We start from the raw sequence: 26,192 nt of genomic DNA on the forward strand, positions 1-26,192 counted from the left end.
GAGTGTTAAAACGCGCAAGAAAGGTAAAAAAGTGTCCATGACGTGGCGCGTTGCTGGATGCCTGGTTAGCATAAGTTGTTGTGACTTTGACGTGGCAAGACGCTGCAATTGACGAAAAAACAATGAGGAAGAGCTTGTGGAAAAAGCCAAACGGGTGGTCTGGCGTCTGCTGGCTGCCAGCGTATGCGTAATGGCGGTAAGCCAGGCGGTGCATGCCGATTCACTGGATGAACAACGTAACCGCTACGCCCAGATTAAACAGGCGTGGGACAACAAGCAGATGGATACCGTGCAGGCGCTGATGCCGACGCTCAAGGATTATCCGCTGTATCCGTATCTGGAGTATCGCCAGATTACCGACGATCTGATGAACCAGCCGACCGTCACCGTGAATAATTTCATTCAGGCGAACCCGACCCTGCCGCCTGCCCGAAATCTCCAGTCTCGTTTTGTGAATGAGCTGGCGCGGCGTGAAGACTGGCGGGGCCTGCTGGCGTTTAGCCCTGACAAGCCGAATACCACCGAAGCGCAGTGTAATTACTACTATGCGAAATGGGCGACCGGGCAGCAGGAAGAGGCCTGGGCCGGGGCAAAAGATCTGTGGCTAACCGGCAAAAGCCAGCCGAACGCCTGTGATTCCCTGTTCGGCGCATGGCGCGCTTCCGGCAAGCAGGATCCGCTGGCCTACCTTGAGCGCATCCGCCTGGCGATGAAAGCCGGCAACACGCGTCTGGTGACCGCGCTGGCAGGGCAGATGCCGTCCGATTACCAGACGATCTCCTCGGCGGTTATCGCGCTGGCAAACGATCCGAACAGCGTCCTGACCTTTGCCCGCAGCACGGGCTCGACCGATTTTACCCGCCAGATGGCGGCGGTGGCTTTTGCCAGCGTGGCGCGTGACGATGTCGAAAACGCGCGGCTGATGATCCCGCAGCTGGTGCAGGCGCAGCAGCTGAATGAAGATCAAACCCAGGAGCTGCGCGACATCGTGGCCTGGCGACTGATGGGCACGGACGTGACCGACGAACAGGCGCGCTGGCGTGACGATGCGATCATGCGCTCAAACTCGACCTCGCTTGTCGAGCGCCGCGTGCGCATGGCGCTGGGCACCGGCGACCGACGTGGCCTCAACACCTGGCTCGCGCGTTTGCCGATGGAAGCCAAAGAGAAGGACGAATGGCGCTACTGGCAGGCCGATCTGCTGATGGAGCGCGGTCGTGAAGACGAAGCCAAAGAGATTCTTCACTCGCTGATGCAGCAGCGCGGGTTCTACCCGATGGCGGCGGCGCAACGGCTGGGCGAGGAGTACACGCTTAAGATCGACAAAGCGCCCGCTAACGCGAACCCCGCTCTGACGCAGGGGCCAGAGATGGCGCGCGTGCGCGAGCTGATGTACTGGAACATGGATAACACCGCGCGCAGCGAGTGGGCCAACCTGGTGACCAGCCGCACCACGGATGAAAAAGCGCAGCTTGCCCGCTATGCGTTTGATAATCGCTGGTGGGATCTGAGCGTGCAGGCGACGATTTCAGGCAAGCTGTGGGACCATCTCGAAGAGCGTTTCCCGCTGGCGTATAAAGATTTGTTTGACCGCTATACCAGCGGCAAAGATATCCCGCAAAGCTACGCCATGGCGATTGCCCGTCAGGAGAGCGCCTGGAACCCGAAAGTTCGTTCACCGGTGGGTGCCAGCGGGCTGATGCAAATTATGCCGGGGACGGCGACGCATACGGTGAAAATGTTCAACATTCCAGGTTACAGCAGCCCGTCACAGCTTCTCGATCCGGATACCAACATTAACATCGGCACCAGCTATTTGCAGTATGTCTATCAGCAGTTTGGCAATAACCGCATCTTCGCGTCGGCGGCGTATAACGCCGGTCCGGGCCGCGTGCGCACCTGGCTTGGCAACAGTGCAGGACGCATTGACGCAGTGGCGTTCGTGGAGAGCATTCCGTTCTCGGAAACGCGCGGCTACGTGAAGAACGTGCTGGCCTATGACGCCTACTATCGCTACTTCATGGGGCAGAAAGATACCCTGATGAGCGATGCCGAGTGGCAGAGACGTTACTGATCGGCATGGGTTGTGTTATGCTGTACTCGCTAAAGAGTACAAGAGGCAGCATAACATGACCCAGCATTCCCCGTATTCCTCGGCAATGGCCGAACAGCGTCACCAGGAGTGGCTTCGTTTTGTGGAGCTGCTTCGCCAGTCTTACGAGCAGGATTTGCACCTACCCCTCATGCAGCTGATGCTTACGCCGGACGAGCGTGAGGCGCTGGGCACGCGCGTTCGGATTATTGAAGAGCTATTGCGCGGTGAGATGAGCCAGCGCGAGCTGAAAAACGAGCTGGGCGCGGGCATCGCGACGATCACCCGTGGATCGAACAGCCTGAAGTCTGCGCCGGTTGAGCTGCGCCAGTGGCTCGAGTCGGTCTTATTGAGCGATCAACGATAAATGGCGTTATGAAACGGGCTCAGCGCCAGGATCACCGCCTGATGGTAAACCCCTGAACGCGTGAGCTTACCCGCCGTAAAGACGCCAATCGCCCCTTCTTTACGCCCAATCTCATCAATGCCGGTGTACTGTGACATCACCGGCCCGAGCGCTTCACCTGCACGCACTTTTTCCAGAATGATCTCCGGCAGCGGCAGGGTGGCTGAGCGCGCTTCGCCGCGCTGCTCACGGCTTTCAATCACCACCCAGCTAAAGGTTGCGCCTTCGTCGATGCCTGCTTCAATGGCGACCCAGAAGTCAGCCTTCGGGGCCGCGGCTTTTGCATTTGCCACGCGATTTCGTGCGCCAGCGCGCGTTTCCTCGCTGCCAAACGGCTGTTCAGGTACACCACTCTCGACGCCGATGGCCTCAATATGGCAGGATCCTTCGCCGAAAATCTCTTCAAAAGCCTTTAGAATTGCCTGAATTTTGGCAGGATTGGTGGTAGCAGAGACAACATGGTGCATAATTAAGCTCGATTCAAAAAAACTCATCGCAGTATAACGGAAAAAAAGCATGTTACAGGTATACCTTGTTCGCCACGGTGAAACGCAGTGGAACGCCGAGCGACGTATTCAAGGCCAGTCAGACAGTCCTCTCACCGAGAAGGGTGTGCAGCAAGCGTGGCAGGTGGCGGAACGCGCCAGAACGCTGGGCATTACCCACGTTATTACCAGCGATTTAGGTCGCACACAGCAGACGGCGCGCATCATTGCCGACGCCTGCGGCTGCGATGTGATGCTTGAGCCGCGCCTGCGCGAGCTGGATATGGGCGTGCTGGAAAAGCGCCATATTGATACGCTGACGGAAACGGAAGAGGGCTGGCGCCGCACGCTGGTGAACGGTACCGAAGATGGTCGTATTCCTGAAGGGGAATCCATGCAGGAGCTGAGCGTGCGTATGCATGCCGCGCTGGCGGAATGCCTCAAGCTTCCGGCAGGCAGCCGTCCGCTGCTGGTGAGTCACGGTATCGCGCTCGGCTGCCTGGTGAGCACCATTCTGGGGTTACCGGCTTACGCTGAGCGTCGGTTACGCCTGCGTAACTGCTCCATTTCCCGGATTGATTATCAGGAAAGCGCGTGGCTGGCGTCGGGCTGGGTCGTGGAGATGGCAGGGGACATTTCGCATCTCGATGCCCCTGCGCTTGATGAACTGCAGCGTTAACGACGGACAGGAATCAAGAATTCCATACGCAGATTGATTGGGCCTTCTTCCGGTTTGGCATCCTGCGCCGGGTAGTAGCGCTCGATATCCTGACCTTTACGGCGATTCAGATTCAGCATTGGCATGCACGTCCCGTAAACGGTCAGGATAAACTCCTGGACGCCCGTACCCAGTCCTTCATACGAGAACATCACGTACTCGCCACCCTCCAGCAGGACCGGCTTCGAACCCTGAATGTAGCCATTCGCCAGCTCCGGCGTCAGCGCGGTGGTGTAAAACACCTCCTGCTCGTCGTCTTTTTCCTGGCTTGGGTGCGTTTCGTTGAGGCCATACAGGATCGGCGGAATGGCCGGCGCATGGCTCAGGAAATCGCGCCAGAACTGGACGCGCATCTGATGGCGGAACTCAGAAATCTGCTCCAGAGAGCACGAGTAGCTCTGGGTTGTACCGATCAGATGGGTTTCCGGCAGAGTTACTATTTCGTATTTCGGCATCGCGAACTCGCCCAGACGCAGCGGCGGACGCATGCCAAACGAGCTCCAGTCAGGCGAGCGGCGATAGAGCGCTGGCGTCAACGAGAACTGTTTTTTAAAGGCGCGGGTGAAGGTCTGCTGCGAATCAAAACGGTACTGCAGGGCAATATCCAGAATTGGCCGCGCGGTCAGGCGCAAAGCCACCGCAGATTTCGATAAACGACGTGCGCGAATATAGGCACCGATAGCATGACCGGTGACATCCTTGAACATCCTTTGCAGATGCCACTTGGAATAGCCCGCTTTAGCCGCCACATTATCCAGTGACAAAGGCTGGTCGAGATGACCTTCCAGCCAGGTGAGCAGGTCGCGAATAATTCCAGCCTGATCCATATACTATCCTCATCCTTAAAACAGCAGGTGCCTGATAACAGGTTAGCGGATAATAGCATTTTTTGATGTTTTAGCATTCAGTGTTTTTTTTGCGCATTAATGCCTTTTCTCTCTCATTTTGGGTGAATATATTCTAATCCTGTGATCTTGCTACATTTTTGACTAACGTGTTGAATAATCGCTCAATGCAATTTTAAAGAATGGTAACAATATGAAATACAAGACTTTGCTTCTTACTGCCCTGTTGCTGGTAGCGGGCCGTGCGGCGCAGGCGGAACAGATTGGTTCTGTCGATACCGTGTTCAAAATGTTCGGTCCGGACCACAAAATTGTGGTGGAGGCGTTTGACGATCCGGACGTGAAAAACGTCACCTGCTACGTCAGCCGCGCGAAGACGGGCGGTATTAAAGGCGGCCTGGGGCTGGCGGAAGACACTTCCGATGCGGCGATCTCCTGTCAGCAGGTGGGACCGGTTGAGCTGAGCGATAAAATCAAAAACGGCAAAGCGCAGGGCGACGTGGTGTTCCAGAAACGGACCTCGCTGGTGTTTAAAAAGCTGCAGGTGGTGCGTTTCTATGATGCAAAACGCAACACCCTGGCCTACCTGGCGTATTCCGATAAAGTGGTGGAAGGGTCACCGAAAAACGCCATTAGTGCGGTGCCGATTATGCCGTGGCATTAATTCAGGGATGAACCATGCAACGACCTGTAGTCTGGCTGGTTGAAGACGAAACCAGTATCGCCGATACGCTAATCTACATGCTTCAGCAGGAAGGATTTGCAGTAAAAGCGTTTGAGCGCGGTTTACCGGTGCTGGAGGCGGCGCGCCAGCAGGCTCCGGCGCTCGCCATTCTTGACGTCGGGCTGCCGGACATCAGCGGCTTTGAGCTCTGCCGCCAGCTTCTGGCGCAGCATCCGTCACTGCCCGTGCTGTTTCTGACGGCACGCAGTGACGAAGTGGATAAACTCCTCGGCCTGGAAATGGGCGCAGACGACTACGTCGCCAAGCCTTTCTCCCCGCGTGAGGTGTGCGCCCGGGTAAGGACCATTTTACGGCGGATGCAAAAATCCGCCGCGCCAGCGGAGACGGTGCGTATCGGACAGTTTGAGCTGAACGAAGCTGCCGCGCGAATTAGCTGGTGCGGTGAAGCATTACCGCTCACGCGCTATGAGTTTTTGCTGCTTAAAACGTTACTACAGGCTCCGGGAAGGGTTTTCTCTCGGCAACAGTTAATGGACAAGGTGTGGGGTGAAGACGGCGACAGTTACGATCGTACCGTGGACACTCACATCAAGACCCTGCGCGCCAAGCTGCGGGCAGTGAATGAGGAACTGTCACCCATCAGCACCCATCGCGGTATGGGCTATAGCCTGGGGCTTTATTAATGCGTATCGGAATGCGTTTGCTGCTGGGGTACTTCCTGATCGTCGCCATCGCCGCATGGTTTGTGCTGTCGATCTTTGTTCAGGAAGTGAAGCCCGGCGTGCGCAGGGCAACCGAGGGCACGTTGATCGATACCGCGACCTTGCTCGCCGAAGTTGGGCGTGAGGATCTTCTTTCGGGCAATGCGCAGCAGGGCAGACTGGCGCAGGCCTTTTTACAGCTCCATCAGCGGCCTTTCCGCGCCAATATCGGCGGCATTCATAAAGTGCGCAACGAGTATCACGTCTACATGACCGATGCGCAGGGCCGCGTCGTGTTTGATTCTGCCGGCCTGGCCGTGGGGCAAGATTACTCTCGCTGGAACGATGTCTGGCTGACGCTTCGCGGCCAATACGGCGCGCGCAGTACCCAGAGCCATCCCGACGATCCGGAGAGCACGGTGATGTATGTTGCCGCACCGGTTGTGGAGCAGGGCAAGATTATCGGCGTGCTGTCGGTGGGGAAACCTAACAGCGCGATGGCGCCGGTGATTCACCGCAGCGAGAGGCGGATTCTGTGGGCAGGCGGGGCGCTGCTTGGCATTGCTTTACTGATCGGTTTTCTCGTCGCCTGGTGGATCAATCGTTCTATCAGTACGTTATCACGCTATGCCGACTCGGTGACCACTGATACGCCTCTCCCGCTGCCTAATCCAGGCAGTAGCGAACTGCACAAGCTGGCTCAGGCGCTGGAAAATATGCGTATTCGCCTTGAAGGGAAAAACTACATTGAACATTATGTCCATGCGCTGACCCACGAGCTGAAAAGCCCAATAGCCGCCATACGCGGCGCGGCAGAAATTCTCACCGAGCAGCCGCCGCCGCAGGTGGCCGCGCGGTTTATCGATAATATTCTGGTGCAAAACGCGCGTATGCAGTCGCTGGTTGAAAAACTGCTGACTCAGGCGCGGCTTGAAAATCGGGTCGAGATTACGCCCCAGGCCGTCCGCGTCGACCTGCTGTTTACACGGCTTGCCGACGCGCGTTCGGCGCTATTGGCGGCAAAAGAGATTGCACTGACCCTCCAGCCCGCTTCGCTTCTTGTTGAAGGCGATCCCGACCTGCTCGAACAGGCGCTCGGTAATTTACTGGACAATGCTATCAATTTTACCCCACAGGGTGGTGCCATTGAACTGGCGGCCCGGGAAGAGCAGGGGCAGATACGGCTGAGCGTCACCGACAGCGGAAGCGGGATCCCGGATTATGCGCTGGAACGTATTTTTGAGCGCTTTTATTCCCTGCCGCGCGAGAACGGGTTGAAAAGTAGCGGACTCGGGCTGGCGTTTGTTCAGGAGGTGGCGCGTCTGCACCACGGAGAGATTACATTGCGTAATCGTGATGAAGGTGGCGTGATAGCCACGCTGACACTTCACCGTCCCTTCACATAACTTCAAACTGGCCCCACACAGCCTGGTTACGCTCTCCACATCACAAAGGAGACGTAATGATGAAATCCCCCCTGTTCTGGAAAGTAAGCACCCTGCTGGGGTGCATCCTGCTGTTGTTAGTCCCACTGTTTATGGTGAGTAACCTCATTTCAGAGCGTGAAAGCTACCGCAACGATGTCGAAAATACGCTTCGCCAGAGCACCAGCGGGCCGCAAAAATTGGTCGGCCCGCTGATTGCGATCCCGGTAACCGAGGTTTTTTACAAGTTAGAGGATGAGAAAAAAGTCGAGTACAAGAAAAGCTATATGCATTTTATCCTGCCGGAGTCTCTGCGCGTTGAGGGTAACCAGCGCGTTGAGTCGCGAAATATCGGCATCTATGACGGACAGATCTGGAATACCGACCTCAACATAAAAGCCCGATTCAACACGGAAAAAATGACGCAGCTGAAAGGGGAGTCGATGACCCTGGGGCAGCCGTTTATCGTTGTTGGCGTGGGCGATGCTCGAGGCATTGGCACGGTGAAAGTCTCCAGTATCAACGGCGAGACGCTAAGTGTGGAGCCGGGTACAGGCGTGTATGGCGCGCTTTCCGGTATCCATATCCCGCTGACTGACAAAGCGCTGGAATTAAAAACGTTTGCTATGGATATTTCGCTGAATCTGACGGGAACAGGAAGTTTTGCCGTGGTACCTGTAGGACGTAGCAGTGAAATGGCGCTGAACAGCAACTGGCCGCATCCTGGCTTTATGGGTAATTATCTGCCGGTGAAGCATAAAATTGGTGACGCCGGTTTTCAGGCGAACTGGCAGAGCAGCTGGTTTGCGAACAATCTTGAGAGCTGGTTCAACGGAAGTGAGTCGCCGTCATGGGAGTCGATCCCCGCCTTCAGCGTTACGGTAGCCACGCCCGCCGATCAGTATCAACTGACTGATCGGGCGATCAAGTACGCCATTTTGCTGATTGCGCTGACGTTTATGGCCTTCTTTGTTTTCGAGACCTTAACTGGGCTGCGCCTGCATCCGATGCAGTATCTGCTGGTGGGGCTGTCGCTGGTGCTGTTCTATCTGGTGCTGCTGGCGCTATCAGAACATGTCGGGTTTACGCCAGCCTGGGTAGTTGCAAGTTTGGTTGGTGCGGCGATGAACGGAATGTACCTGCAGGCCGTGCTGAAAAGCTGGAAGCGCAGCGGACTGTTTGTGCTGGCCTTGCTGGGGCTGGACGTGGTGATGTGGTTCCTGCTGCGCTCGGAGGATAGTGCACTGCTGTTGGGGTCTGCGGTTCTCGCGCTGGCGCTGTTCGCCGTCATGTACCTGACTCGTCATTTCGACTGGTATTCGCTTTCACAGCCGAAGCGACCTGCGCCGCCCGCAGAGCCTGATAACGACACAATGCGGATCTGGAAATAAAAAAAACGGCGCAAATGCGCCGTTTTTTCATGCGTTAACTGCGGGATTACTCCTGCAGATCACCGCAGAAACGGTACCCTTCGCCGTGGATGGTGGCGATGATTTCCGGCGTATCAGGCGTCGATTCGAAATGCTTACGAATACGACGGATGGTCACGTCTACGGTACGGTCATGAGGCTTCAGCTCACGACCGGTCATTTTCTTCAGCAGTTCTGCACGGGACTGAATTTTGCCCGGATTCTCGCAGAAGTGCAGCATCGCGCGGAATTCGCTGCGCGGCAGCTTATACTGCTCACCGTTCGGGCTGATCAGCGAACGGCTATTGATATCAAGTTCCCAGCCGTTGAATTTGTAGCTGTCGACGCTACGACGCTCTTCGCTGACCGTGCCCAGGTTCATGGTGCGGGACAGCAGGTTGCGTGCACGAATGGTTAACTCGCGAGGGTTGAACGGTTTGGTGATGTAGTCATCCGCACCGATCTCCAGGCCAAGAATTTTATCAACTTCGTTATCACGGCCCGTGAGGAACATTAACGCGACGTTCGCCTGTTCACGCAGTTCGCGCGCCAGCAGAAGACCGTTTTTGCCCGGCAGGTTGATATCCATGATCACCAGGTTGATATCATTTTCAGAAAGGATCTGATGCATCTCTGCGCCATCGGTCGCTTCAAAGACATCGTAGCCTTCTGCTTCGAAAATGCTCTTTAACGTGTTGCGTGTTACCAACTCGTCTTCAACGATAAGAATGTGCGGGGTCTGCATGTTTGCTACCTAAATTGCCAACTAAATCGAAACAGGAAGTACAAAAGTCCCTGACCTGCCTGATACATGTCGCAAATTAACATGATCGGCTTAACGTGACTAAAGTACGTAATTGCGTTCTTGATGCACTTTCCATCAACGTCAACAACATCATTAGCTTGGTCTTGGGTACTTTCCCTTTGGACCCGACAGTGTCAAAAACGGCTGTCATCCTAACCATTTTAACAGCAACATAACAGGCTAAGTGACACCAGACACCCAATAAAACTACGCTTCGTTGACATATATCAAGTTCAATTGTAGCACGTTAACAGTTTGATGAAATCATCGTAGCCGAATGCTAGCCTTTGTCACAATTTTTCAATAAACCAACTAGTTGCGGAGATTGATTTATAAACAAAGCGAATCCAATCAGAACAGGGTATTCACGTTGCCATTATCATTATAAAACATAGGGATAATAGGCTTCTGTTAACATTCTAACTGATTGTTCAGACACAAAATAGTTTAGCGTCTTTAATTTGTTATGAAACGCTATTTCGGTGATTTGTGTTGCAAATTTGTAAATTCGTGCTGCGTAATATGTTGAAGTGCATCACACTTTTCTCCGCTAACTGATTAAAAAGAGAGCATAAATGCATCTGTCGATTGTACTGGTCGCTCCAGCCAGAGCCGAAAATATAGGCGCTGCGGCGCGTGCCATGAAGACCATGGGTTTTACCGATTTACGTATTGTGGACAGCACTGCGCACCTGGAGCCTGCCGCCCGCTGGGTGGCGCACGGTTCAGGGGATATTCTCGATAATATAACGACTTACGCTACGCTTGCCGACGCGCTGCATGACATTTCATTTACCGTTGCCACCACAGCACGCAGCCGGGCGAAGTTCCACTACTACGCCACGCCTGCTGAACTGGTGCCCATGCTGGAAGAGAAAAGCCAGTGGCTTGAGAAAGCCGCGCTGGTATTTGGTCGTGAAGATTCCGGGCTCACCAACGAAGAGCTTGAGCTGGCGGACGTTCTCACCGGTGCGCCGATGGTAGCCGATTATCCTTCCCTGAATTTAGGCCAGGCGGTAATGGTCTATTGCTATCAATTAGCTTCCCTAATGCAAATCCCTCAATCCCAGACGGAAGCCGCCAATGAAAATCAGCTGGCCGCGCTTCGTGCTCGCGTAGAGCGTCTTTTATCGAGCCTTGGCGTTGCGGACGATCAAAAAATGGCCGACTGGCTACAGCAGCGCCTTGGACGTCTTGAGCAGCGGGACACCGCCATGTTGCACCGTTTGCTACACGATATTGAAAAAAAATTGGCCGAGTAAAATGCTGTCATAAGTTTTTACTATGGAGAAATGGTCTGTCGTGGAGGGTTGCGGCTGGGGGATTCGGATGAAAATAAAACGTCATGCAGCGTGACGTGAACGTCCGTGGAATTGTGATCAAATTAAAAATTCATTGACTTAAGGTGCCCGATCCTTTAACCCTAAAAGAATACAGCACAGACAGATAATAATGACAGAGTACACAACATCCATGAAACGCATCAGCATCACCACCATTACCACAACCATCATCATTACCACAGGTAACGATGCGGGCTGACGCGTACAGGAAAAACAGAAAAAAGCCCGCACCTGAACAGTGCGGGCTTTTTTTTCGGCTAAAGGAAACGAGGTAGAACCATGCGAGTGTTGAAGTTCGGCGGTACATCAGTGGCAAATGCAGAACGTTTTCTGCGTGTTGCCGATATCCTGGAGAGCAACGCCAGGCAGGGGCAGGTTGCGACCGTGCTCTCTGCCCCGGCAAAAATCACAAACCATCTGGTGGCGATGATTGAAAAGACCATTGGTGGCCAGGATGCACTCCCGAACATCAGCGATGCCGAGCGTATCTTCGCCGAGCTGCTGCAGGGGCTGGCAGAGGAACAGCCTGGTTTCCCGCTCGCGCAGATGAAGTCTTTCGTTGAGCAGGAGTTTGCTCAGATCAAACATGTGCTGCACGGCATCAGCCTGCTGGGCCAGTGCCCGGACAGCGTCAACGCGGCGCTGATCTGCCGGGGCGAAAAACTCTCCATCGCCATCATGGCGGGCGTGCTGGAAGCGCGCGGCCACAACGTTACCGTGATCAATCCGGTTGAGAAATTGCTGGCAGCGGGCCACTACCTCGAATCTACCGTTGATATTGCCGAATCAACCCGCCGTATTGCCGCGAGCAAAATCCCCTCTGACCATATGATCCTGATGGCGGGCTTTACCGCAGGAAATGAGAAGGGTGAACTGGTAGTGCTGGGCCGTAACGGATCCGACTACTCTGCCGCCGTGCTGGCCGCCTGTTTACGCGCTGACTGCTGTGAGATCTGGACTGACGTCGACGGCGTCTATACCTGCGATCCGCGCCAGGTGCCGGACGCCAGGTTGCTGAAGTCGATGTCCTACCAGGAAGCGATGGAGCTTTCCTACTTCGGCGCCAAAGTGCTTCACCCGCGTACCATCTCCCCCATTGCCCAGTTCCAGATCCCATGCCTGATTAAAAACACCGGTAACCCGCAGGCGCCAGGCACGCTGATTGGTGCCAGCAGCGATGAAGATGGTCTGCCGGTGAAAGGCATTTCCAACCTGAATAATATGGCAATGTTCAGCGTCTCCGGTCCGGGGATGAAGGGGATGGTCGGCATGGCGGCGCGCGTTTTTGCGGCCATGTCACGCAACGGTATCTCGGTGGTGCTGATCACCCAGTCCTCTTCCGAATACAGCATCAGCTTCTGCGTGCCTCAGGTCGACTGTCTGCGCGCGCGCCGCGCGCTGGAAGAAGAGTTCTATCTGGAGCTGAAAGAGGAACTGCTGGAGCCGCTCTCCATTCAGGAGCGCCTGGCGGTGATTTCCGTGGTTGGCGACGGTATGCGCACGCTGCGCGGTATCTCCGCCAAATTCTTTGCCGCGCTGGCGCGGGCCAATATCAACATCGTGGCGATTGCCCAGGGCTCGTCCGAGCGTTCAATCTCCGTGGTGGTGGATAACGATGACGCCACTACCGGCGTGCGCGTGGTTCACCAGATGCTGTTCAACACCGATCAGGTTATCGAGCTGTTCCTGATTGGCGTGGGCGGCGTCGGCGGTGCGCTGCTGGAGCAGGTGAAGCGCCAGCAGGAGTGGCTTAAGAAAAAGCACATCGATCTGCGCGTCTGCGGAATTGCGAACTCGAAAGCGCTGCTTACTAACGTTCACGGTCTGAACCTGGAGAACTGGCAGGCGGAGCTGGAAGAGGCGAAAGAGCCGTTCAACCTGGGGCGCCTGATCCGTCTGGTGAAAGAGTATCACCTGCTTAACCCGGTTATCGTTGACTGTACCTCGAACCAGGCGGTGGCCGACCAGTACGCCGACTTCCTGCGCGAAGGCTTCCACGTGGTGACGCCGAACAAAAAGGCCAACACCTCGTCGATGGATTACTATCACCAGTTGCGCCTGGCGGCGAGCAAGTCGCGCCGCAAGTTCCTGTACGACACCAATGTAGGCGCCGGCCTGCCGGTCATCGAGAACCTGCAAAACCTGCTGAACGCGGGCGACGAATTGCAGCGTTTCTCCGGCATCCTCTCCGGCTCCCTGTCGTTTATCTTCGGCAAGCTGGATGAAGGGATGAGCCTGTCGGAAGCCACCCGTGCCGCGCGCGAGCTGGGCTACACCGAGCCAGATCCGCGCGACGATCTCTCCGGGATGGACGTGGCGCGCAAGCTGCTGATCCTGGTGCGCGAAACGGGCCGCGAGCTGGAGCTTTCGGATATCGTGATTGAGCCGGTGCTACCAGCCGAGTTTGACACCAGCGGCGATGTCAGCACCTTTATGGCGAATTTACCTCAGCTTGACGATGCCTTTGCCGCACGCGTTGCGAAAGCCCGTGATGAAGGTAAGGTATTGCGCTATGTTGGGAACATTGAAGAGGACGGCGTATGCCGGGTGAAGATTGCCGAAGTGGATGGTAATGACCCGCTGTACAAAGTCAAAAACGGCGAAAACGCCCTCGCGTTTTACAGCCACTATTATCAGCCATTGCCGCTGGTGCTTCGCGGCTATGGCGCAGGGAATGATGTGACGGCGGCGGGCGTGTTTGCCGACCTGCTGCGTACCCTGTCATGGAAGTTAGGAGTTTAAGATGGTTAAAGTATATGCCCCGGCTTCCAGCGCCAATATGAGCGTCGGATTTGACGTGCTGGGTGCGGCGGTGACGCCGGTGGACGGTTCGCTGCTGGGCGATACGGTAACGGTTGAGGCGGCAGAAAGCTTCAGCCTGAATAACGTCGGCCGTTTCGCCAGTAAGCTGCCGCCTGAACCACGCGAGAATATCGTTTATCAGTGCTGGGAGCGCTTCTGTCAGGAGATCGGCAAAAACGTGCCGGTCGCCATGACGCTGGAAAAAAGCATGCCGATTGGCTCGGGACTGGGCTCCAGCGCCTGCTCGGTAGTCGCCGCCCTGGTTGCGATGAACGAGCACTGCGGCAAGCCGCTGAACAATAGCCGTCTGCTGGCGCTGATGGGCGAGCTGGAAGGGCGCATCTCCGGCAGTATTCATTACGATAACGTGGCGCCGTGCTTCCTCGGCGGCATGCAGCTGATGATTGAAGAAAATGGCATCATCAGCCAGCAGGTGCCAGGGTTTGATGAATGGCTGTGGGTGCTGGCGTATCCGGGCATCAAGGTGTCAACCGCGGAAGCGCGTGCGATCCTGCCTGCGCAGTATCGTCGCCAGGACTGTATCGCCCACGGGCGTCATCTGGCGGGCTTTATCCACGCCTGCTACACCCGTCAGCCGCAGCTGGCGGCGAAGCTGATGAAAGACGTCATTGCCGAGCCGTACCGTACGAAGCTGCTGCCCGGCTTTAACGAGGCGCGACAGGCTTCAATGGATATCGGCGCGCAGGCGTGCGGCATCTCCGGCTCCGGCCCGACGCTGTTCGCCCTGTGCGATAAGCCAGACACCGCGCAGCGCGTGGCGGACTGGCTCTCTAAACACTACCTGCAAAATCAGGAAGGCTTTGTTCATATTTGCCGTCTGGACACGGCTGGCGCACGAGTACTGGGATAACGAATGAAACTCTACAACCTTAAAGATCATAACGAGCAGGTCAGCTTCGCGCAGGCGGTGACTCAGGGGCTGGGCAAAAATCAGGGGCTGTTTTTCCCGCACGACCTGCCGGAATTTCAGCTGACCGAAATCGATGAGCTGCTGAAGCTGGACTTTGTCACCCGCAGCACCAAAATTCTGTCTGCGTTTATTGGCGATGAAATCCCGCAGGAGCTGCTGGAAGAGCGCGTGCGCGCGGCGTTTGCTTTCCCGGCTCCGGTTAAGCAGGTTGAGCCTGACGTCGGTTGTCTGGAGCTGTTCCACGGCCCGACCCTGGCGTTTAAAGACTTCGGCGGCCGCTTTATGGCGCAGATGCTGACCCACATCAGCGGCGACAAGCCGGTGACCATCCTGACCGCCACCTCCGGTGATACAGGTGCGGCGGTGGCACACGCGTTCTACGGCCTGAAAAACGTCCGCGTGGTGATCCTCTATCCGAAAGGCAAGATCAGCCCGTTGCAGGAAAAACTGTTCTGCACCCTCGGCGGCAACATTGAAACCGTGGCGATCGACGGCGATTTCGATGCCTGCCAGGCGCTGGTCAAGCAAGCGTTCGATGATGAAGAGCTGAAGGCCGCGCTGGGGCTGAACTCGGCGAACTCCATCAACATCAGCCGCCTGCTGGCGCAGATCTGCTACTACTTCGAAGCGGTGGCTCAACTGCCGCAGGAAGCGCGCAATCAGCTGGTAGTTTCCGTACCAAGCGGCAACTTCGGCGACCTGACGGCGGGGCTACTGGCGAAATCTCTCGGTCTGCCGGTGAAACGCTTTATCGCTGCCACCAACGCCAACGATACCGTGCCGCGCTTCCTGAAAGACGGCAAATGGGCGCCTAACGCTACGCAGGCGACGCTCTCCAATGCCATGGACGTGTCGCAGCCGAACAACTGGCCGCGCGTGGAAGAGCTGTTCCGCCGCAAGGTGTGGCGTCTGGGTGACCTGGGCTACGCTGCGGTGACGGACGAAACCACCAAAGCCACCATGCGCGAGCTGAAAGCGGTGGGCTACACCTCTGAGCCGCACGCGGCAATTGCTTACCGCGCGCTGCGCGACCAGCTTAACCCGGGTGAATATGGCCTGTTCCTGGGCACCGCGCATCCGGCGAAGTTCAAAGAGAGCGTGGAAGATATTCTGGGCGAAACGCTGCCGCTGCCAAAAGAGCTGGCCGAGCGCGCCGACCTGCCGCTGCTGTCTCATGAGCTGCCGGCGGATTTCGCGGCACTGCGGAATCTGATGATGACGCGCGCGTAATTTTGTTGCCCGGTGGCGCTACGCCTTACCGGGCCTACAACGACGAGATGACCGTAGGCCGGGTAAGCACAGCGCCACCCGGCTTTTTTATGAAGAAATTAAGGAGAAAAATTGCAGGAAAAAAGCAGAAATTCCCAATAAATGCGGTCACTTAGCGTTTAGGATTGCAGAGAATAACATCCACCGTTCCCCTCGCGTACTCTCCTTACATCGGCCCACGTTGGGCAAGAAGAATAAGGAGTCACCTGTGTCTACACTAAAACCTGCACTCATCGCGCTTTCTCTGGTGCTGGTCGCCCCCATGGCGGTACAGGCATCTGAAATTACTCTCGTACCTGCGGTAAAACTGCAGATTGGCGATCGGGACAATAGCGGGCATTACTGGGATGGCGGCCGCTGGCGCGACCACGACTGGTGGAAGGCGCATTATGACTGGCGCGATAACCACTGGCGTCCGCATGACGAGCATCGCGATCGTGATGACCGACACGACCATCATCACGACGACCACCGTCCGGGCCCGAACTGGAAGCACCATTAACGCAAAACCCCGCCAGATGGCGGGGTTTAGTTTTACTGCTCGTGGCGCTTAAATACCAGCTCACCTTTCTCTGACGATGCCTCGTCAAAGAAATAGCCGTCGGTGTTGAATCCCGTTAACTGCTCCGGCTTCGTCAGGCGGTTCTGAATGATGTAGCGGCTCATCAGGCCACGCGCTTTTTTCGCATAGAAGCTGATGACCTTGAATTTGCCGTTCTTCTCATCAAGGAAGACCGGCTTAACGATCTCCGCGTTCAGCTTTTTCGGCTTCACCGACTTGTAGTACTCATCGGATGCCAGGTTAACCACCACGTTATCACCCTGAGCATGCAGCGCCGCGTTCAGCTTGTCGGTGATGATGTCGCCCCAGAAATGGTAAAGGTCTTTGCCTTTGGCGTTTTCCAGGCGAATCCCCATCTCCAGACGATATGGCTGCATCAGATCCAGCGGGCGCAGTACGCCATACAGGCCCGACAGCATGCGCAGATGCTGCTGGGCAAAATCAAAGTCGGCTTCGCTAAAATCTTCCGCCTGCAGGCCGGTGTAAACATCGCCCTTAAACGCCAGGATCGCCTGGCGCGCGTTGGCGGGGGTGAAATCCGGGTGCCACTCGTGGAACCGGGTCGCGTTCAGGTCTGCCAGCTTGTCGCTGATGCTCATCAGCGAGGCGATTTGCGGCGCAGAGAGCTTGCGCGCTTCGCGGATCAGCTGTTGCGAATAGTCCAGCAGTTCTGGCTGGGTATAACGCTCGGTGGCGAGCGGGCTCTGGTAGTCGAGCGTTTTTGCAGGTGAAATCAGAATCAGCATATCCAGTCCTTGCAGGAAATTTAGAGCGACTTTAACAAAAAATCGCCCTGAATTGATCGATAGCTGTTATCGCCGGGGCAAATCATCCCAGGTGCCGGGGGCAAGCTGTGACTGAATTTCGGGATAGCGTGCGGCATCAAATACCGGGGGAACGCCCAGCTTGCGCTGGCGAAGATAATCCCTGGCAATAAGGTTCACAACGGGCGAGAGCAGCAGGATCGCCGTCAGGTTAGTGATTGCCATTAGCGCCATAATGACATCCGCCAGCTGCCAGACCAGAGGCATATTCAGAAGGGAGCCCGCGATCACCATCAGTACTACGCCCAGGCGAAGCAGAAGGATGGCCGGACGAGAGTCGTAATTCAGGAAGATAAGGTTATTTTCGGCATACAGGTAATTCACCACAATCGAACTGAAGGCGAACAGCATCAGAATGAGCGAGACAAATCCCGAACCCCAGCCGCCGGTCAGGTTCACCAGCGCCTGCTGGAGAAGCTGTATTCCGTCGATATCCGAGTCATGCGCGACAGGACCGGCCAGCAGGAGGATCATGGCGCTGGCGGAACAGATAATAACGGTATCCATAAACACGCCTATCATCTGCACGATACCCTGCGCTGCCGGGTGCGGCGGCCAGGAAGAGGCGGCCGCGGCGGCGTTGGGAGTGGAGCCCATCCCGGCTTCATTGGAGAACATGCCTCGCTGAAAACCTGCCATCAGCGCCTGGCTCAGGGTGTAACCCAGCGCGCCTGAGGCCACCTCACGCCAGCCAAAGGCGCTTTTAAAGATGGTCGCAATCACGCCCGGAACCTGGTCGGCATGCAGCGCAGCGACGACCAGGCTCGCGGCAACCCAAAGCAACGCCATGATGGGAACCAGCCACTGCATCAGGTGGGCAACGCCTTTCAGGCCGGCAGAAATGGTGAGCAAAACAAAGAGGGCTAAACCGATGCCGGTGATCCACTCCGGGCAGGAGAAGGTGTAGCGCAGGGCATGGGCGACGGAGTTTGACTGCACGGTATTAAAAATAAGACCGTACGCGAGCAGTAAAAAAAGCGAGAACAGAACGCCCATCCAGCGCATTCCTAAGCCACGCGCCATATACCAGGCCGGACCGCCGCGAAACTGCCCGTTTCTGTCTTTCTCTTTGTAGAGCTGCGCCAGCGAACTTTCGGCAAAAGAGGTAGCCATTCCGAGAAGCGCCGTGACCCACATCCAGAACACCGCGCCTGGCCCACCGGCGCTGATGGCCAGCGCAACGCCCGCCAGGTTTCCGCTACCGAGGCGGGCAGCCAGGCTGGTACACAGCGCCTGAAACGACGTTAATCCGCCCGGCTGGGGCGTGACGCTGTTTTTCAGACTTCTGCCAAACTTGCGAATATAGCGAAACTGGATAAACCCACTGCGTAGCGTAAACCAGATACCTGCTCCCAGAAGCAGGTAGATCATTATCGAACCCCAGAGGACTTCGTTAATAAAGAAAAGGAAATCAGGCATTAACGTCCCTCTTGTTGATGCCAACGTGAATATGTAAGCGCTACCACTGATTGGGCATGCTGTTGCTTAGCAGCCTGTTAATATTTTGAGTTTATCATACTCTGCCTAAGCGCACTGTCTGCGGTTGCGCTACCCCTCCGTCGTGTTATCATCAGGGCAGACCGGTTACATCCCCCTAACAAGTAAACCTGTCATTTTTCCGCTGCAGGCATGCTGTCGGTAGCGTGAATTATCCAGGGCACGTTAAAAGAGAAACACTATCATGACGGATAAATTGACCTCCCTTCGTCAGTTCACCACTGTCGTAGCTGACACCGGAGATATCGCGGCAATGAAGCTGTACCAGCCGCAGGATGCCACAACTAACCCTTCTCTGATCCTTAACGCCGCACAGATCCCTGAGTATCGCAAACTGATTGACGAGGCTGTGACCTGGGCGAAAGCACAGAGCAATGACCGTGCGCAGCAGGTTGTGGATGCTACCGATAAACTGGCAGTGAACATCGGTCTGGAAATCCTGAAGCTGGTTCCGGGCCGTATCTCTACCGAAGTGGATGCACGTCTCTCCTACGACACCGAAGCGTCAATCGCGAAAGCAAAACGCCTGATCAAACTGTACAACGACGCGGGCATCAGCAACGACCGTATCCTGATCAAACTGGCGTCGACCTGGCAGGGCATTCGCGCTGCCGAGCAGCTGGAAAAAGAAGGCATCAACTGTAACCTGACCCTGCTGTTCTCCTTCGCGCAGGCGCGTGCATGTGCGGAAGCAGGCGTGTACCTGATCTCTCCGTTCGTGGGCCGTATTCTGGACTGGTACAAAGCCAACACCGACAAGAAAGAGTACGCAGCGTCTGAAGATCCGGGCGTGATTTCCGTGACTGAAATCTACGAATACTACAAACAGCATGGCTATGAGACCGTGGTTATGGGTGCAAGCTTCCGTAACGTGGGCGAAATCATTGAGCTGGCTGGCTGTGATCGTCTGACCATCGCCCCTGCGCTGCTGAAAGAGCTGGCAGAAAGCGAAGGTGCTATCGAGCGTAAGCTGTCTTACACCGGCGAAGTGAAGGCGCGCCCGGAGCGCATCACCGAATCCGAGTTCCTGTGGCAGCACAACCAGGATCCAATGGCTGTAGACAAACTGGCGGACGGTATCCGTAAGTTTGCTATCGACCAGGAAAAACTGGAAAAAATGATCGGCGACCTGCTGTAATCATTCTGCGTGACCGGGCTCCCGGTCACGCGTCTTCTTCTGTCCTCTGTCTGAATTTTCCCTCTGCGTGTATCATTCCCTTTAATCAGTACTTTTTGAATGGAATGAATATGAATACCTTACGCATCGGCTTAGTGTCGATTTCTGACCGCGCCTCCAGCGGCGTTTACCAGGATAAAGGCATCCCCGCTCTGGAAGAGTGGCTGGCAAGCGCGCTGACCACCCCGTTTGAGATCCAGACTCGCCTTATCCCTGACGAACAGCCGATCATTGAGCAGACCCTGTGTGAGCTGGTGGATGAGATGAGCTGTCACCTTGTGCTCACCACGGGTGGAACCGGCCCCGCGCGTCGCGACGTGACGCCGGACGCGACGCTGGCTATCGCCGACCGGGAAATGCCGGGCTTCGGCGAACAGATGCGCCAGATCAGTCTACACTTTGTCCCGACGGCAATCCTTTCCCGCCAGGTGGGAGTGATCCGCAAACAGGCGCTGATACTGAACCTGCCGGGGCAGCCAAAGTCGATCAAAGAGACGCTGGAAGGATTAAAAGCCGAGGACGGTCGCGTCATCGTGCACGGCATATTTGCAAGTGTACCGTATTGTATACAGCTGCTTGACGGGCCGTACGTGGAAACTGACGACAAAGTGGTAGCAGCATTTCGTCCTAAAAGCGCACGCCGCGAGACAATCTCCTGAAATTTACTAAAATGTGACATTAGCGCCAGCCGCAGTAGCGTGTAAATGGATTTACGATATAGTAATTTTTTCTTTACGATTGCTGTAAAAAATAATCCACAACACATGCACAATGGTTCGCTATGTCACATAACACCCGACCTCTGAATCGACAGGACTACAAAACGCTTACGCTCGCCGCCTTAGGTGGCGCGCTGGAGTTTTACGACTTCATCATCTTTGTCTTCTTCGCCGCCGTGGTGGGGGCGCTCTTCTTCCCGGCGGATATTCCGGAATGGCTGCGTCAGGTGCAAACCTTCGGCATCTTTGCTGCCGGGTATCTGGCACGTCCGCTGGGCGGCATCGTCATGGCCCACTTTGGCGATCTTGTCGGGCGTAAGAAGATGTTTACCCTGAGCATCCTGCTGATGGCGGTGCCGACGCTGGCCATCGGCCTGCTGCCCACCTATGCCTCCATGGGCATTCTCGCCCCGCTATTGCTGCTGCTGATGCGCATTCTTCAGGGCGCGGCCATCGGCGGGGAAGTGCCGGGGGCCTGGGTGTTTGTGGCGGAGCACGTTCCTGCCCGCCGCATCGGGACCGCCTGCGGAACGTTAACGGCGGGGCTGACCGTCGGGATCCTGTTGGGGTCGGTGGTGGCGACGATAGTCAACACCAGCATGACGCAGCAGGCCGTGCACGACTGGGGCTGGCGTATTCCGTTCCTGCTGGGCGGGGCGTTCGGCCTGGTGGCAATGTACCTGCGCCGCTGGCTGCAGGAGACGCCGATTTTCCTCGAAATGCAGCAGCGTAAAGCGCTGGCGCAGGAGTTGCCGGTCAAAGCCGTTGTGGTGCGTCATAAAAAAGCGGTGGTGGTGTCGATGCTGCTCACCTGGCTGCTGTCGGCGGGCATCGTGGTGGTGATTTTGATGTCGCCGGTGTGGCTGCAGAAACAGTACGGTTTCGCCCCTGCCGTGACCTTACAGGCAAACAGTATTGCGACAATCATGCTCTGCTTTGGCTGTCTGGCCGCCGGGCTGGCGGCGGATCGTTTCGGTGCCAGCCTGACCTTTATTGTCGGCAGCCTGCTGCTGGCCGCTTCAAGCTGGGCGTTTTACCATCTTGCGGGCAGCCATCCTGAACAGCTGTTCCTGCTGTACGGCGTGGTCGGACTGTGCGTGGGCGTCGTGGGGGCTGTGCCTTACGTCATGGTGCGCGCCTTCCCGCCGGAGGTTCGCTTCACCGGGATATCGTTCTCTTATAACGTCGCGTATGCCATTTTCGGCGGGCTGACGCCGATAGTGGTCACGGTGATGATGGGGGTGTCGCCGATGGCGCCTGCCTGGTATGTACTCGCGCTCTCGCTGATGGGGCTGGGATTAGGCGTTTGGCTTCGGCAGGCGGGGGAATATCGTGCCCGCGAGGCGGGCACGACAGAGGGATCAGTGTTTTTCACCAATAGGTAAAATGGTGCGGTCAAACTGTTCGTTCAGCACTTCACCCATTGCCAGGTAGATAGCGCTTGCGCCGCACACCAGGCCAATCCAGCCTGCTACGTGAACGATGCCTTCGTTATCCGCCAGGTGGCCAATCGCCAGCAGGGCGAACAGCACGGTCAGGCTCAGGAAGACGAACTGCAGCGCGCGGTTGCCTTTCAGGGTGCCGAAGAACATGAACAGGGTAAAGACGCCCCACAGGCCCAGATAGACGCCCAGGAAGTGGGCGTTTGCCGCGTCTGCCAGGCCCATTTTAGGCATCAGCAGGATGGCGACCAGGGTCAGCCAGAACGAGCCGTAAGAGGTGAAGGCGGTTAAGCCGAAGGTGTTGCCTTTCTTATATTCCAGCAGGCCCGCGAAGATTTGCGCGATACCGCCGTAAAAAATGCCCATCGCCAGGATTACGCCGTCCATCGGGAACATCCCGATGTTGTGCAGGTTCAGCAGAATGGTGGTCATGCCAAACCCCATCAGGCCCAGCGGAGCCGGATTAGCCAACTTAGTGTTGCCCATAAGTCCTCAAAAAAAATCATCATTAAAATGGTGAAATGGTTAAACCCGCGTCAATACTCCCTGACGGGGCGCGGCATCATAATGGGCGGCATCGACGCCGTCTATGATCTCATCAGGGTGAAATTAAAATTTTTTTTATGCTTGCCCCTTGATGGATGCCGTCGCGACCCCATCTTGTAGTCAACCGCAGTGTGTGGACCTGAAAAAAATCAAATCTGGGCAGTTGAAAAAGCACGTTCTGCCCTTATTACAGGTACACAACCACATGTTGACTGAATTTTTAGTGGAGACGTTTAGATGGGTAAAATTATTGGTATCGACCTGGGTACTACCAACTCTTGTGTAGCGATTATGGACGGCACTACTGCACGCGTGCTGGAGAACGCCGAGGGCGATCGCACCACGCCTTCTATCATTGCTTATACCCAGGATGGTGAAACTCTGGTTGGTCAGCCGGCTAAACGTCAGGCAGTGACAAACCCGCAAAACACCCTGTTTGCGATCAAACGCCTGATTGGCCGCCGCTTCCAGGACGAAGAAGTTCAGCGTGACGTTTCTATCATGCCTTACAAAATCATCGCAGCAGATAACGGCGATGCGTGGCTTGACGTGAAAGGCACCAAAACGGCACCACCGCAGATCTCTGCTGAAGTGCTGAAAAAAATGAAGAAAACCGCTGAAGATTACCTGGGTGAGCCGGTAACTGAAGCTGTTATCACCGTTCCTGCTTACTTCAACGATGCTCAGCGTCAGGCAACCAAAGATGCTGGCCGTATCGCAGGTCTGGAAGTAAAACGTATCATCAACGAACCAACCGCGGCTGCACTGGCTTACGGTCTGGATAAAGAAGTCGGCAACCGTACTATCGCGGTTTACGACCTGGGTGGTGGTACCTTCGATATCTCTATTATCGAAATCGACGAAGTTGATGGCGAAAAAACCTTCGAAGTTCTGGCAACCAACGGTGATACCCACCTGGGTGGTGAAGACTTCGATACCCGTCTGATCAACTACCTCGTTGACGAGTTCAAGAAAGATCAGGGCATTGACCTGCGTAACGACCCGCTGGCGATGCAGCGCCTGAAAGAAGCCGCTGAGAAAGCGAAGATCGAACTGTCTTCTGCTCAGCAGACCGACGTGAACCTGCCGTACATCACCGCAGACGCGACCGGTCCTAAACACATGAACATCAAAGTGACCCGTGCGAAACTGGAAAGCCTGGTAGAAGACCTGGTGAACCGTTCTATCGAGCCGCTGAAAGTTGCACTGCAGGATGCTGGCCTGTCCGTATCTGACATCCAGGACGTTATCCTGGTGGGTGGTCAGACCCGTATGCCAATGGTTCAGAAGAAAGTGGCTGAATTCTTTGGTAAAGAGCCACGTAAAGACGTGAACCCGGACGAAGCGGTAGCTATCGGTGCGGCGGTTCAGGGTGGTGTATTGACCGGTGAAGTGAAAGACGTACTGCTGCTGGACGTTACCCCACTGTCTCTGGGTATCGAAACCATGGGCGGTGTGATGACTGCGCTCATCAACAAAAACACCACCATCCCAACCAAGCACAGCCAGGTGTTCTCTACCGCTGAAGACAACCAGTCTGCGGTAACCATCCATGTGCTGCAGGGTGAGCGTAAGCGTGCGTCTGATAACAAGTCCCTGGGTCAGTTTAACCTGGACGGCATTAACCCGGCACCGCGCGGCATGCCGCAAATCGAAGTTACCTTCGACATCGATGCTGACGGTATCCTGCACGTGTCTGCGAAAGACAAAAACAGCGGTAAAGAGCAGAAGATCACCATCAAGGCATCTTCTGGCCTGAATGAAGCGGAAATCGAAAAAATGGTTCGCGATGCCGAAGCTAACGCGGAATCCGACCGTAAGTTCGAAGAGCTGGTTCAGACCCGTAACCAGGGTGACCATCTGCTGCACAGCACCCGTAAGCAGGTTGAAGAAGCGGGCGATAAACTGCCAGCGGAAGACAAAACTGCTATCGAAGCTGCACTGACCGCGCTGGAAACGTCTCTGAAAGGCGAAGACAAAGCGGATATCGAAGCGAAGATGCAGGAGCTGGCACAGGCTTCCCAGAAGCTGATGGAAATCGCTCAGCAGCAGCACGCACAGCAGCAGGCAGGCGCTGACGCTTCTGCGAACAACGCGAAAGACGACGACGTTGTCGACGCTGAGTTCGAAGAAGTTAAAGACAAAAAATAATCGCCCTGATGCAGGGTAATTAATCGGCACGGGCGTAGGAGAACTCTCCACGCCCGTGCTCGCATGTTAAGGGGCTTAAAAAAACCAATGGCAAAGCAAGACTATTACGAGATTTTAGGCGTTCCGAAAACTGCGGAAGAGCGTGAAATCAAAAAGGCGTATAAGCGCCTGGCCATGAAATTCCACCCGGACCGTAACCAGGGTGACAAAGAGGCTGAAGCAAAATTTAAAGAGATCAAAGAAGCCTACGAAGTCCTGACCGATGCACAAAAACGTGCGGCCTATGACCAGTACGGCCACGCGGCCTTTGAACAGGGCGGCATGGGCGGCGGTGGATTCGGTGGCGGCGGCTTTGGTGGCGGTGCGGATTTCAGCGACATCTTTGGCGACGTGTTCGGCGATATCTTCGGCGGCGGTCGTGGTCGTCAGCGCGCAGCGCGCGGCGCAGACCTGCGCTACAACATGGATCTCACTCTTGAAGAGGCCGTTCGTGGCGTCACGAAAGAGATCCGTATCCCGACGCTGGAAGAGTGTGACGTTTGCCACGGCAGCGGCGCGAAAGCGGGTACCCAGCCACAGACCTGTCCAACCTGTCATGGCTCCGGCCAGGTACAGATGCGCCAGGGCTTCTTCGCGGTACAGCAGGCCTGTCCGCACTGTCACGGTCGCGGTACGCTGATTAAAGATCCGTGCACCAAGTGTCACGGCCACGGTCGCGTTGAGAAAACCAAAACCCTGTCCGTTAAGATCCCGGCTGGCGTTGATACGGGCGACCGCATCCGTCTGGCGGGTGAGGGCGAAGCAGGCGAGCACGGCGCGCCGGCAGGCGATCTGTACGTTCAGGTTCAGGTGAAGCAGCACGCCATCTTCGAGCGTGAAGGCAATAACCTGTATTGTGAAGTGCCGATCAACTTCGCGATGGCGGCTCTCGGCGGTGAAATCGAAGTGCCGACGCTGGACGGTCGCGTCAATCTGAAAATCCCTGGTGAAACCCAGACCGGCAAGCTGTTCCGCATGCGCGGCAAAGGCGTGAAATCCGTTCGCGGAGGTGCGCAGGGCGACCTGCTGTGCCGCGTCGTCGTGGAAACGCCGGTTGGCCTGAACGACAAGCAGAAACAGCTGTTGAAAGAGCTTCAGGAGAGCTTTGGCGGCCCAACGGGTGAGAAAAACAGCCCGCGCTCCAAAAGCTTCTTTGATGGCGTCAAAAAATTCTTCGATGATTTGACCCGCTAATTCGTTAGCTGTGTCTAACTTCAAAAAGCCCGGAAGCGATTCCGGGCTTTTTTTTGCAGTTATAGATCGGTAAAACTGAGTCTATACTCAATATTAATCTGTTTTTGCCGAGCTATTTGGCTTGGT

The 26,192-nt window shown here is 55.9% G+C and carries 25 protein-coding genes and 1 other annotated feature; of the genes, 19 read left to right on the forward strand and 6 right to left on the reverse strand.

Annotation, left to right across the window (positions count from 1 at the left end; all coding sequences use genetic code 11):
* Window positions 1-136 precede the first annotated feature (136 nt).
* Together sltY and trpR are read left to right on the forward strand one after the other, a co-directional pair.
* Window positions 137-2,074, forward strand: a complete 1,938-nt coding sequence (gene sltY / locus IM295_RS09880; RefSeq protein WP_048960647.1) for a murein transglycosylase — start codon at window positions 137-139, stop codon at window positions 2,072-2,074.
* 55 nt (window positions 2,075-2,129) lie between these two features.
* Window positions 2,130-2,459, forward strand: a complete 330-nt coding sequence (gene trpR / locus IM295_RS09885) for a trp operon repressor (RefSeq protein ID WP_024907404.1) — start codon at window positions 2,130-2,132, stop codon at window positions 2,457-2,459.
* Here trpR and yjjX read toward each other — a convergent pair.
* Window positions 2,450-2,965, reverse strand: coding sequence for an inosine/xanthosine triphosphatase (yjjX, locus tag IM295_RS09890; RefSeq protein WP_041911281.1), 516 nt, complete (start codon window positions 2,963-2,965; stop codon window positions 2,450-2,452). The two genes, trpR and yjjX, sit on opposite strands and share 10 nt — an antisense overlap.
* A gap of 49 nt (window positions 2,966-3,014) precedes the next feature.
* Between yjjX and gpmB the strand changes: the two genes are divergently transcribed.
* On the forward strand, window positions 3,015-3,662 hold the full coding sequence (gene gpmB / locus IM295_RS09895) for a 2,3-diphosphoglycerate-dependent phosphoglycerate mutase GpmB (RefSeq protein ID WP_008502057.1): 648 nt from the start codon (window positions 3,015-3,017) through the stop codon (window positions 3,660-3,662).
* On the opposite strand, the gene robA is transcribed toward gpmB, so the two are convergent.
* Entirely contained in the window at window positions 3,659-4,528 is an 870-nt protein-coding gene (gene robA, locus IM295_RS09900) for an MDR efflux pump AcrAB transcriptional activator RobA (protein ID WP_063942906.1), read from the reverse strand. The two genes, gpmB and robA, sit on opposite strands and share 4 nt — an antisense overlap.
* Window positions 4,529-4,739: 211 nt before the next feature.
* Here robA and creA point away from each other — a divergent pair, with 211 nt between their 5' ends.
* The 4 genes from creA to creD are packed head-to-tail and all read left to right on the forward strand — an operon-like array spanning window position 4,740 to window position 8,747.
* On the forward strand, window positions 4,740-5,210 hold the full coding sequence (gene creA / locus IM295_RS09905; protein ID WP_014882476.1) for a protein CreA: 471 nt from the start codon (window positions 4,740-4,742) through the stop codon (window positions 5,208-5,210).
* A gap of 14 nt (window positions 5,211-5,224) precedes the next feature.
* Window positions 5,225-5,914 carry a two-component system response regulator CreB gene (gene creB, locus IM295_RS09910; protein ID WP_047363400.1) on the forward strand — a complete coding sequence of 230 codons (690 nt, stop codon included), beginning with the start codon at window positions 5,225-5,227 and terminating at the stop codon, window positions 5,912-5,914.
* On the forward strand, window positions 5,914-7,338 hold the full coding sequence (gene creC, locus IM295_RS09915) for a two-component system sensor histidine kinase CreC (RefSeq protein WP_193066625.1): 1,425 nt from the start codon (window positions 5,914-5,916) through the stop codon (window positions 7,336-7,338). Before creB ends, creC begins: the two co-directional genes overlap by 1 nt.
* 56 nt (window positions 7,339-7,394) lie before the next feature.
* Window positions 7,395-8,747, forward strand: coding sequence for a cell envelope integrity protein CreD (creD, locus tag IM295_RS09920; protein ID WP_041911278.1), 1,353 nt, complete (start codon window positions 7,395-7,397; stop codon window positions 8,745-8,747).
* Between the two features lie 46 nt (window positions 8,748-8,793).
* Here the strand turns inward: creD and arcA are convergent, their stop codons facing one another.
* Complete coding sequence (arcA, locus tag IM295_RS09925; protein ID WP_003856501.1) at window positions 8,794-9,510, reverse strand: two-component system response regulator ArcA; 717 nt, start codon at window positions 9,508-9,510, stop codon at window positions 8,794-8,796.
* Window positions 9,511-9,605: 95 nt separating this feature from the next.
* On the opposite strand from arcA, the gene yjjY reads away from it, so the two are divergent.
* From yjjY to IM295_RS09960, 7 genes are all read left to right on the forward strand, one after another.
* On the forward strand, window positions 9,606-9,746 hold the full coding sequence (gene yjjY, locus IM295_RS09930) for a protein YjjY (RefSeq protein WP_085928893.1): 141 nt from the start codon (window positions 9,606-9,608) through the stop codon (window positions 9,744-9,746).
* A 399-nt stretch (window positions 9,747-10,145) separates the two neighbouring features.
* Window positions 10,146-10,832 (forward strand): tRNA/rRNA methyltransferase, encoded by a 687-nt coding sequence (locus tag IM295_RS09935; protein ID WP_059355609.1) that lies wholly within the window; start codon window positions 10,146-10,148, stop codon window positions 10,830-10,832.
* Between the two features lie 211 nt (window positions 10,833-11,043).
* A complete protein-coding gene (gene thrL, locus IM295_RS09940; protein WP_015572623.1) occupies window positions 11,044-11,112 on the forward strand; it encodes a thr operon leader peptide in 69 nt (22 codons plus the stop codon).
* Window positions 11,051-11,168 (forward strand) — a sequence feature (Thr leader region). (Overlaps the previous gene by 62 nt.)
* A 24-nt stretch (window positions 11,169-11,192) precedes the next feature.
* Entirely contained in the window at window positions 11,193-13,655 is a 2,463-nt protein-coding gene (thrA, locus tag IM295_RS09945) for a bifunctional aspartate kinase/homoserine dehydrogenase I (protein WP_193066626.1), read from the forward strand.
* A gap of 1 nt (window position 13,656) precedes the next feature.
* Window positions 13,657-14,586, forward strand: coding sequence for a homoserine kinase (gene thrB, locus IM295_RS09950; RefSeq protein ID WP_041911275.1), 930 nt, complete (start codon window positions 13,657-13,659; stop codon window positions 14,584-14,586).
* Between the two features lie 3 nt (window positions 14,587-14,589).
* The gene (gene thrC, locus IM295_RS09955) at window positions 14,590-15,876 is read left to right on the forward strand and encodes a threonine synthase (protein WP_045259424.1); all 1,287 of its coding nucleotides are present in this window, start codon (window positions 14,590-14,592) and stop codon (window positions 15,874-15,876) included.
* Between the two features lie 247 nt (window positions 15,877-16,123).
* On the forward strand, window positions 16,124-16,417 hold the full coding sequence (locus IM295_RS09960) for a DUF2502 domain-containing protein (RefSeq protein WP_193066627.1): 294 nt from the start codon (window positions 16,124-16,126) through the stop codon (window positions 16,415-16,417).
* A gap of 32 nt (window positions 16,418-16,449) precedes the next feature.
* Here the strand turns inward: IM295_RS09960 and yaaA are convergent, their stop codons facing one another.
* Both yaaA and IM295_RS09970 read right to left on the reverse strand, forming a co-directional pair.
* Entirely contained in the window at window positions 16,450-17,223 is a 774-nt protein-coding gene (gene yaaA / locus IM295_RS09965; RefSeq protein ID WP_193066628.1) for a peroxide stress protein YaaA, read from the reverse strand.
* Window positions 17,224-17,289: 66 nt separating this feature from the next.
* The gene (locus IM295_RS09970) at window positions 17,290-18,720 is read right to left on the reverse strand and encodes a sodium:alanine symporter family protein (protein ID WP_193066629.1); all 1,431 of its coding nucleotides are present in this window, start codon (window positions 18,718-18,720) and stop codon (window positions 17,290-17,292) included.
* Between the two features lie 262 nt (window positions 18,721-18,982).
* On the opposite strand from IM295_RS09970, the gene tal reads away from it, so the two are divergent.
* The 3 genes from tal to IM295_RS09985 all read left to right on the forward strand — a co-directional run bounded on the left by tal (window position 18,983) and on the right by IM295_RS09985 (window position 22,079).
* Window positions 18,983-19,936, forward strand: a complete 954-nt coding sequence (gene tal / locus IM295_RS09975) for a transaldolase (protein ID WP_003856481.1) — start codon at window positions 18,983-18,985, stop codon at window positions 19,934-19,936.
* A gap of 110 nt (window positions 19,937-20,046) precedes the next feature.
* Entirely contained in the window at window positions 20,047-20,634 is a 588-nt protein-coding gene (mog, locus tag IM295_RS09980) for a molybdopterin adenylyltransferase (RefSeq protein ID WP_028015462.1), read from the forward strand.
* A gap of 122 nt (window positions 20,635-20,756) precedes the next feature.
* Window positions 20,757-22,079 (forward strand): MFS transporter, encoded by a 1,323-nt coding sequence (locus IM295_RS09985; protein WP_193066630.1) that lies wholly within the window; start codon window positions 20,757-20,759, stop codon window positions 22,077-22,079.
* Here the strand turns inward: IM295_RS09985 and satP are convergent.
* The gene (gene satP, locus IM295_RS09990; protein ID WP_041911269.1) at window positions 22,056-22,622 is read right to left on the reverse strand and encodes an acetate uptake transporter; all 567 of its coding nucleotides are present in this window, start codon (window positions 22,620-22,622) and stop codon (window positions 22,056-22,058) included. The two genes, IM295_RS09985 and satP, sit on opposite strands and share 24 nt — an antisense overlap.
* Window positions 22,623-22,919: 297 nt before the next feature.
* Between satP and dnaK the strand changes: the two genes are divergently transcribed.
* A complete protein-coding gene (gene dnaK, locus IM295_RS09995) occupies window positions 22,920-24,833 on the forward strand; it encodes a molecular chaperone DnaK (protein WP_028015465.1) in 1,914 nt (637 codons plus the stop codon).
* An 87-nt stretch (window positions 24,834-24,920) separates the two neighbouring features.
* Window positions 24,921-26,066 carry a molecular chaperone DnaJ gene (dnaJ, locus tag IM295_RS10000; protein ID WP_008502040.1) on the forward strand — a complete coding sequence of 382 codons (1,146 nt, stop codon included), beginning with the start codon at window positions 24,921-24,923 and terminating at the stop codon, window positions 26,064-26,066.
* Window positions 26,067-26,192 lie beyond the last annotated feature (126 nt).

It is taken from the genome of Enterobacter cloacae complex sp. P14RS, assembly GCF_014895895.1.
Taxonomy (GTDB): Bacteria; Pseudomonadota; Gammaproteobacteria; order Enterobacterales; family Enterobacteriaceae; genus Enterobacter; species Enterobacter bugandensis.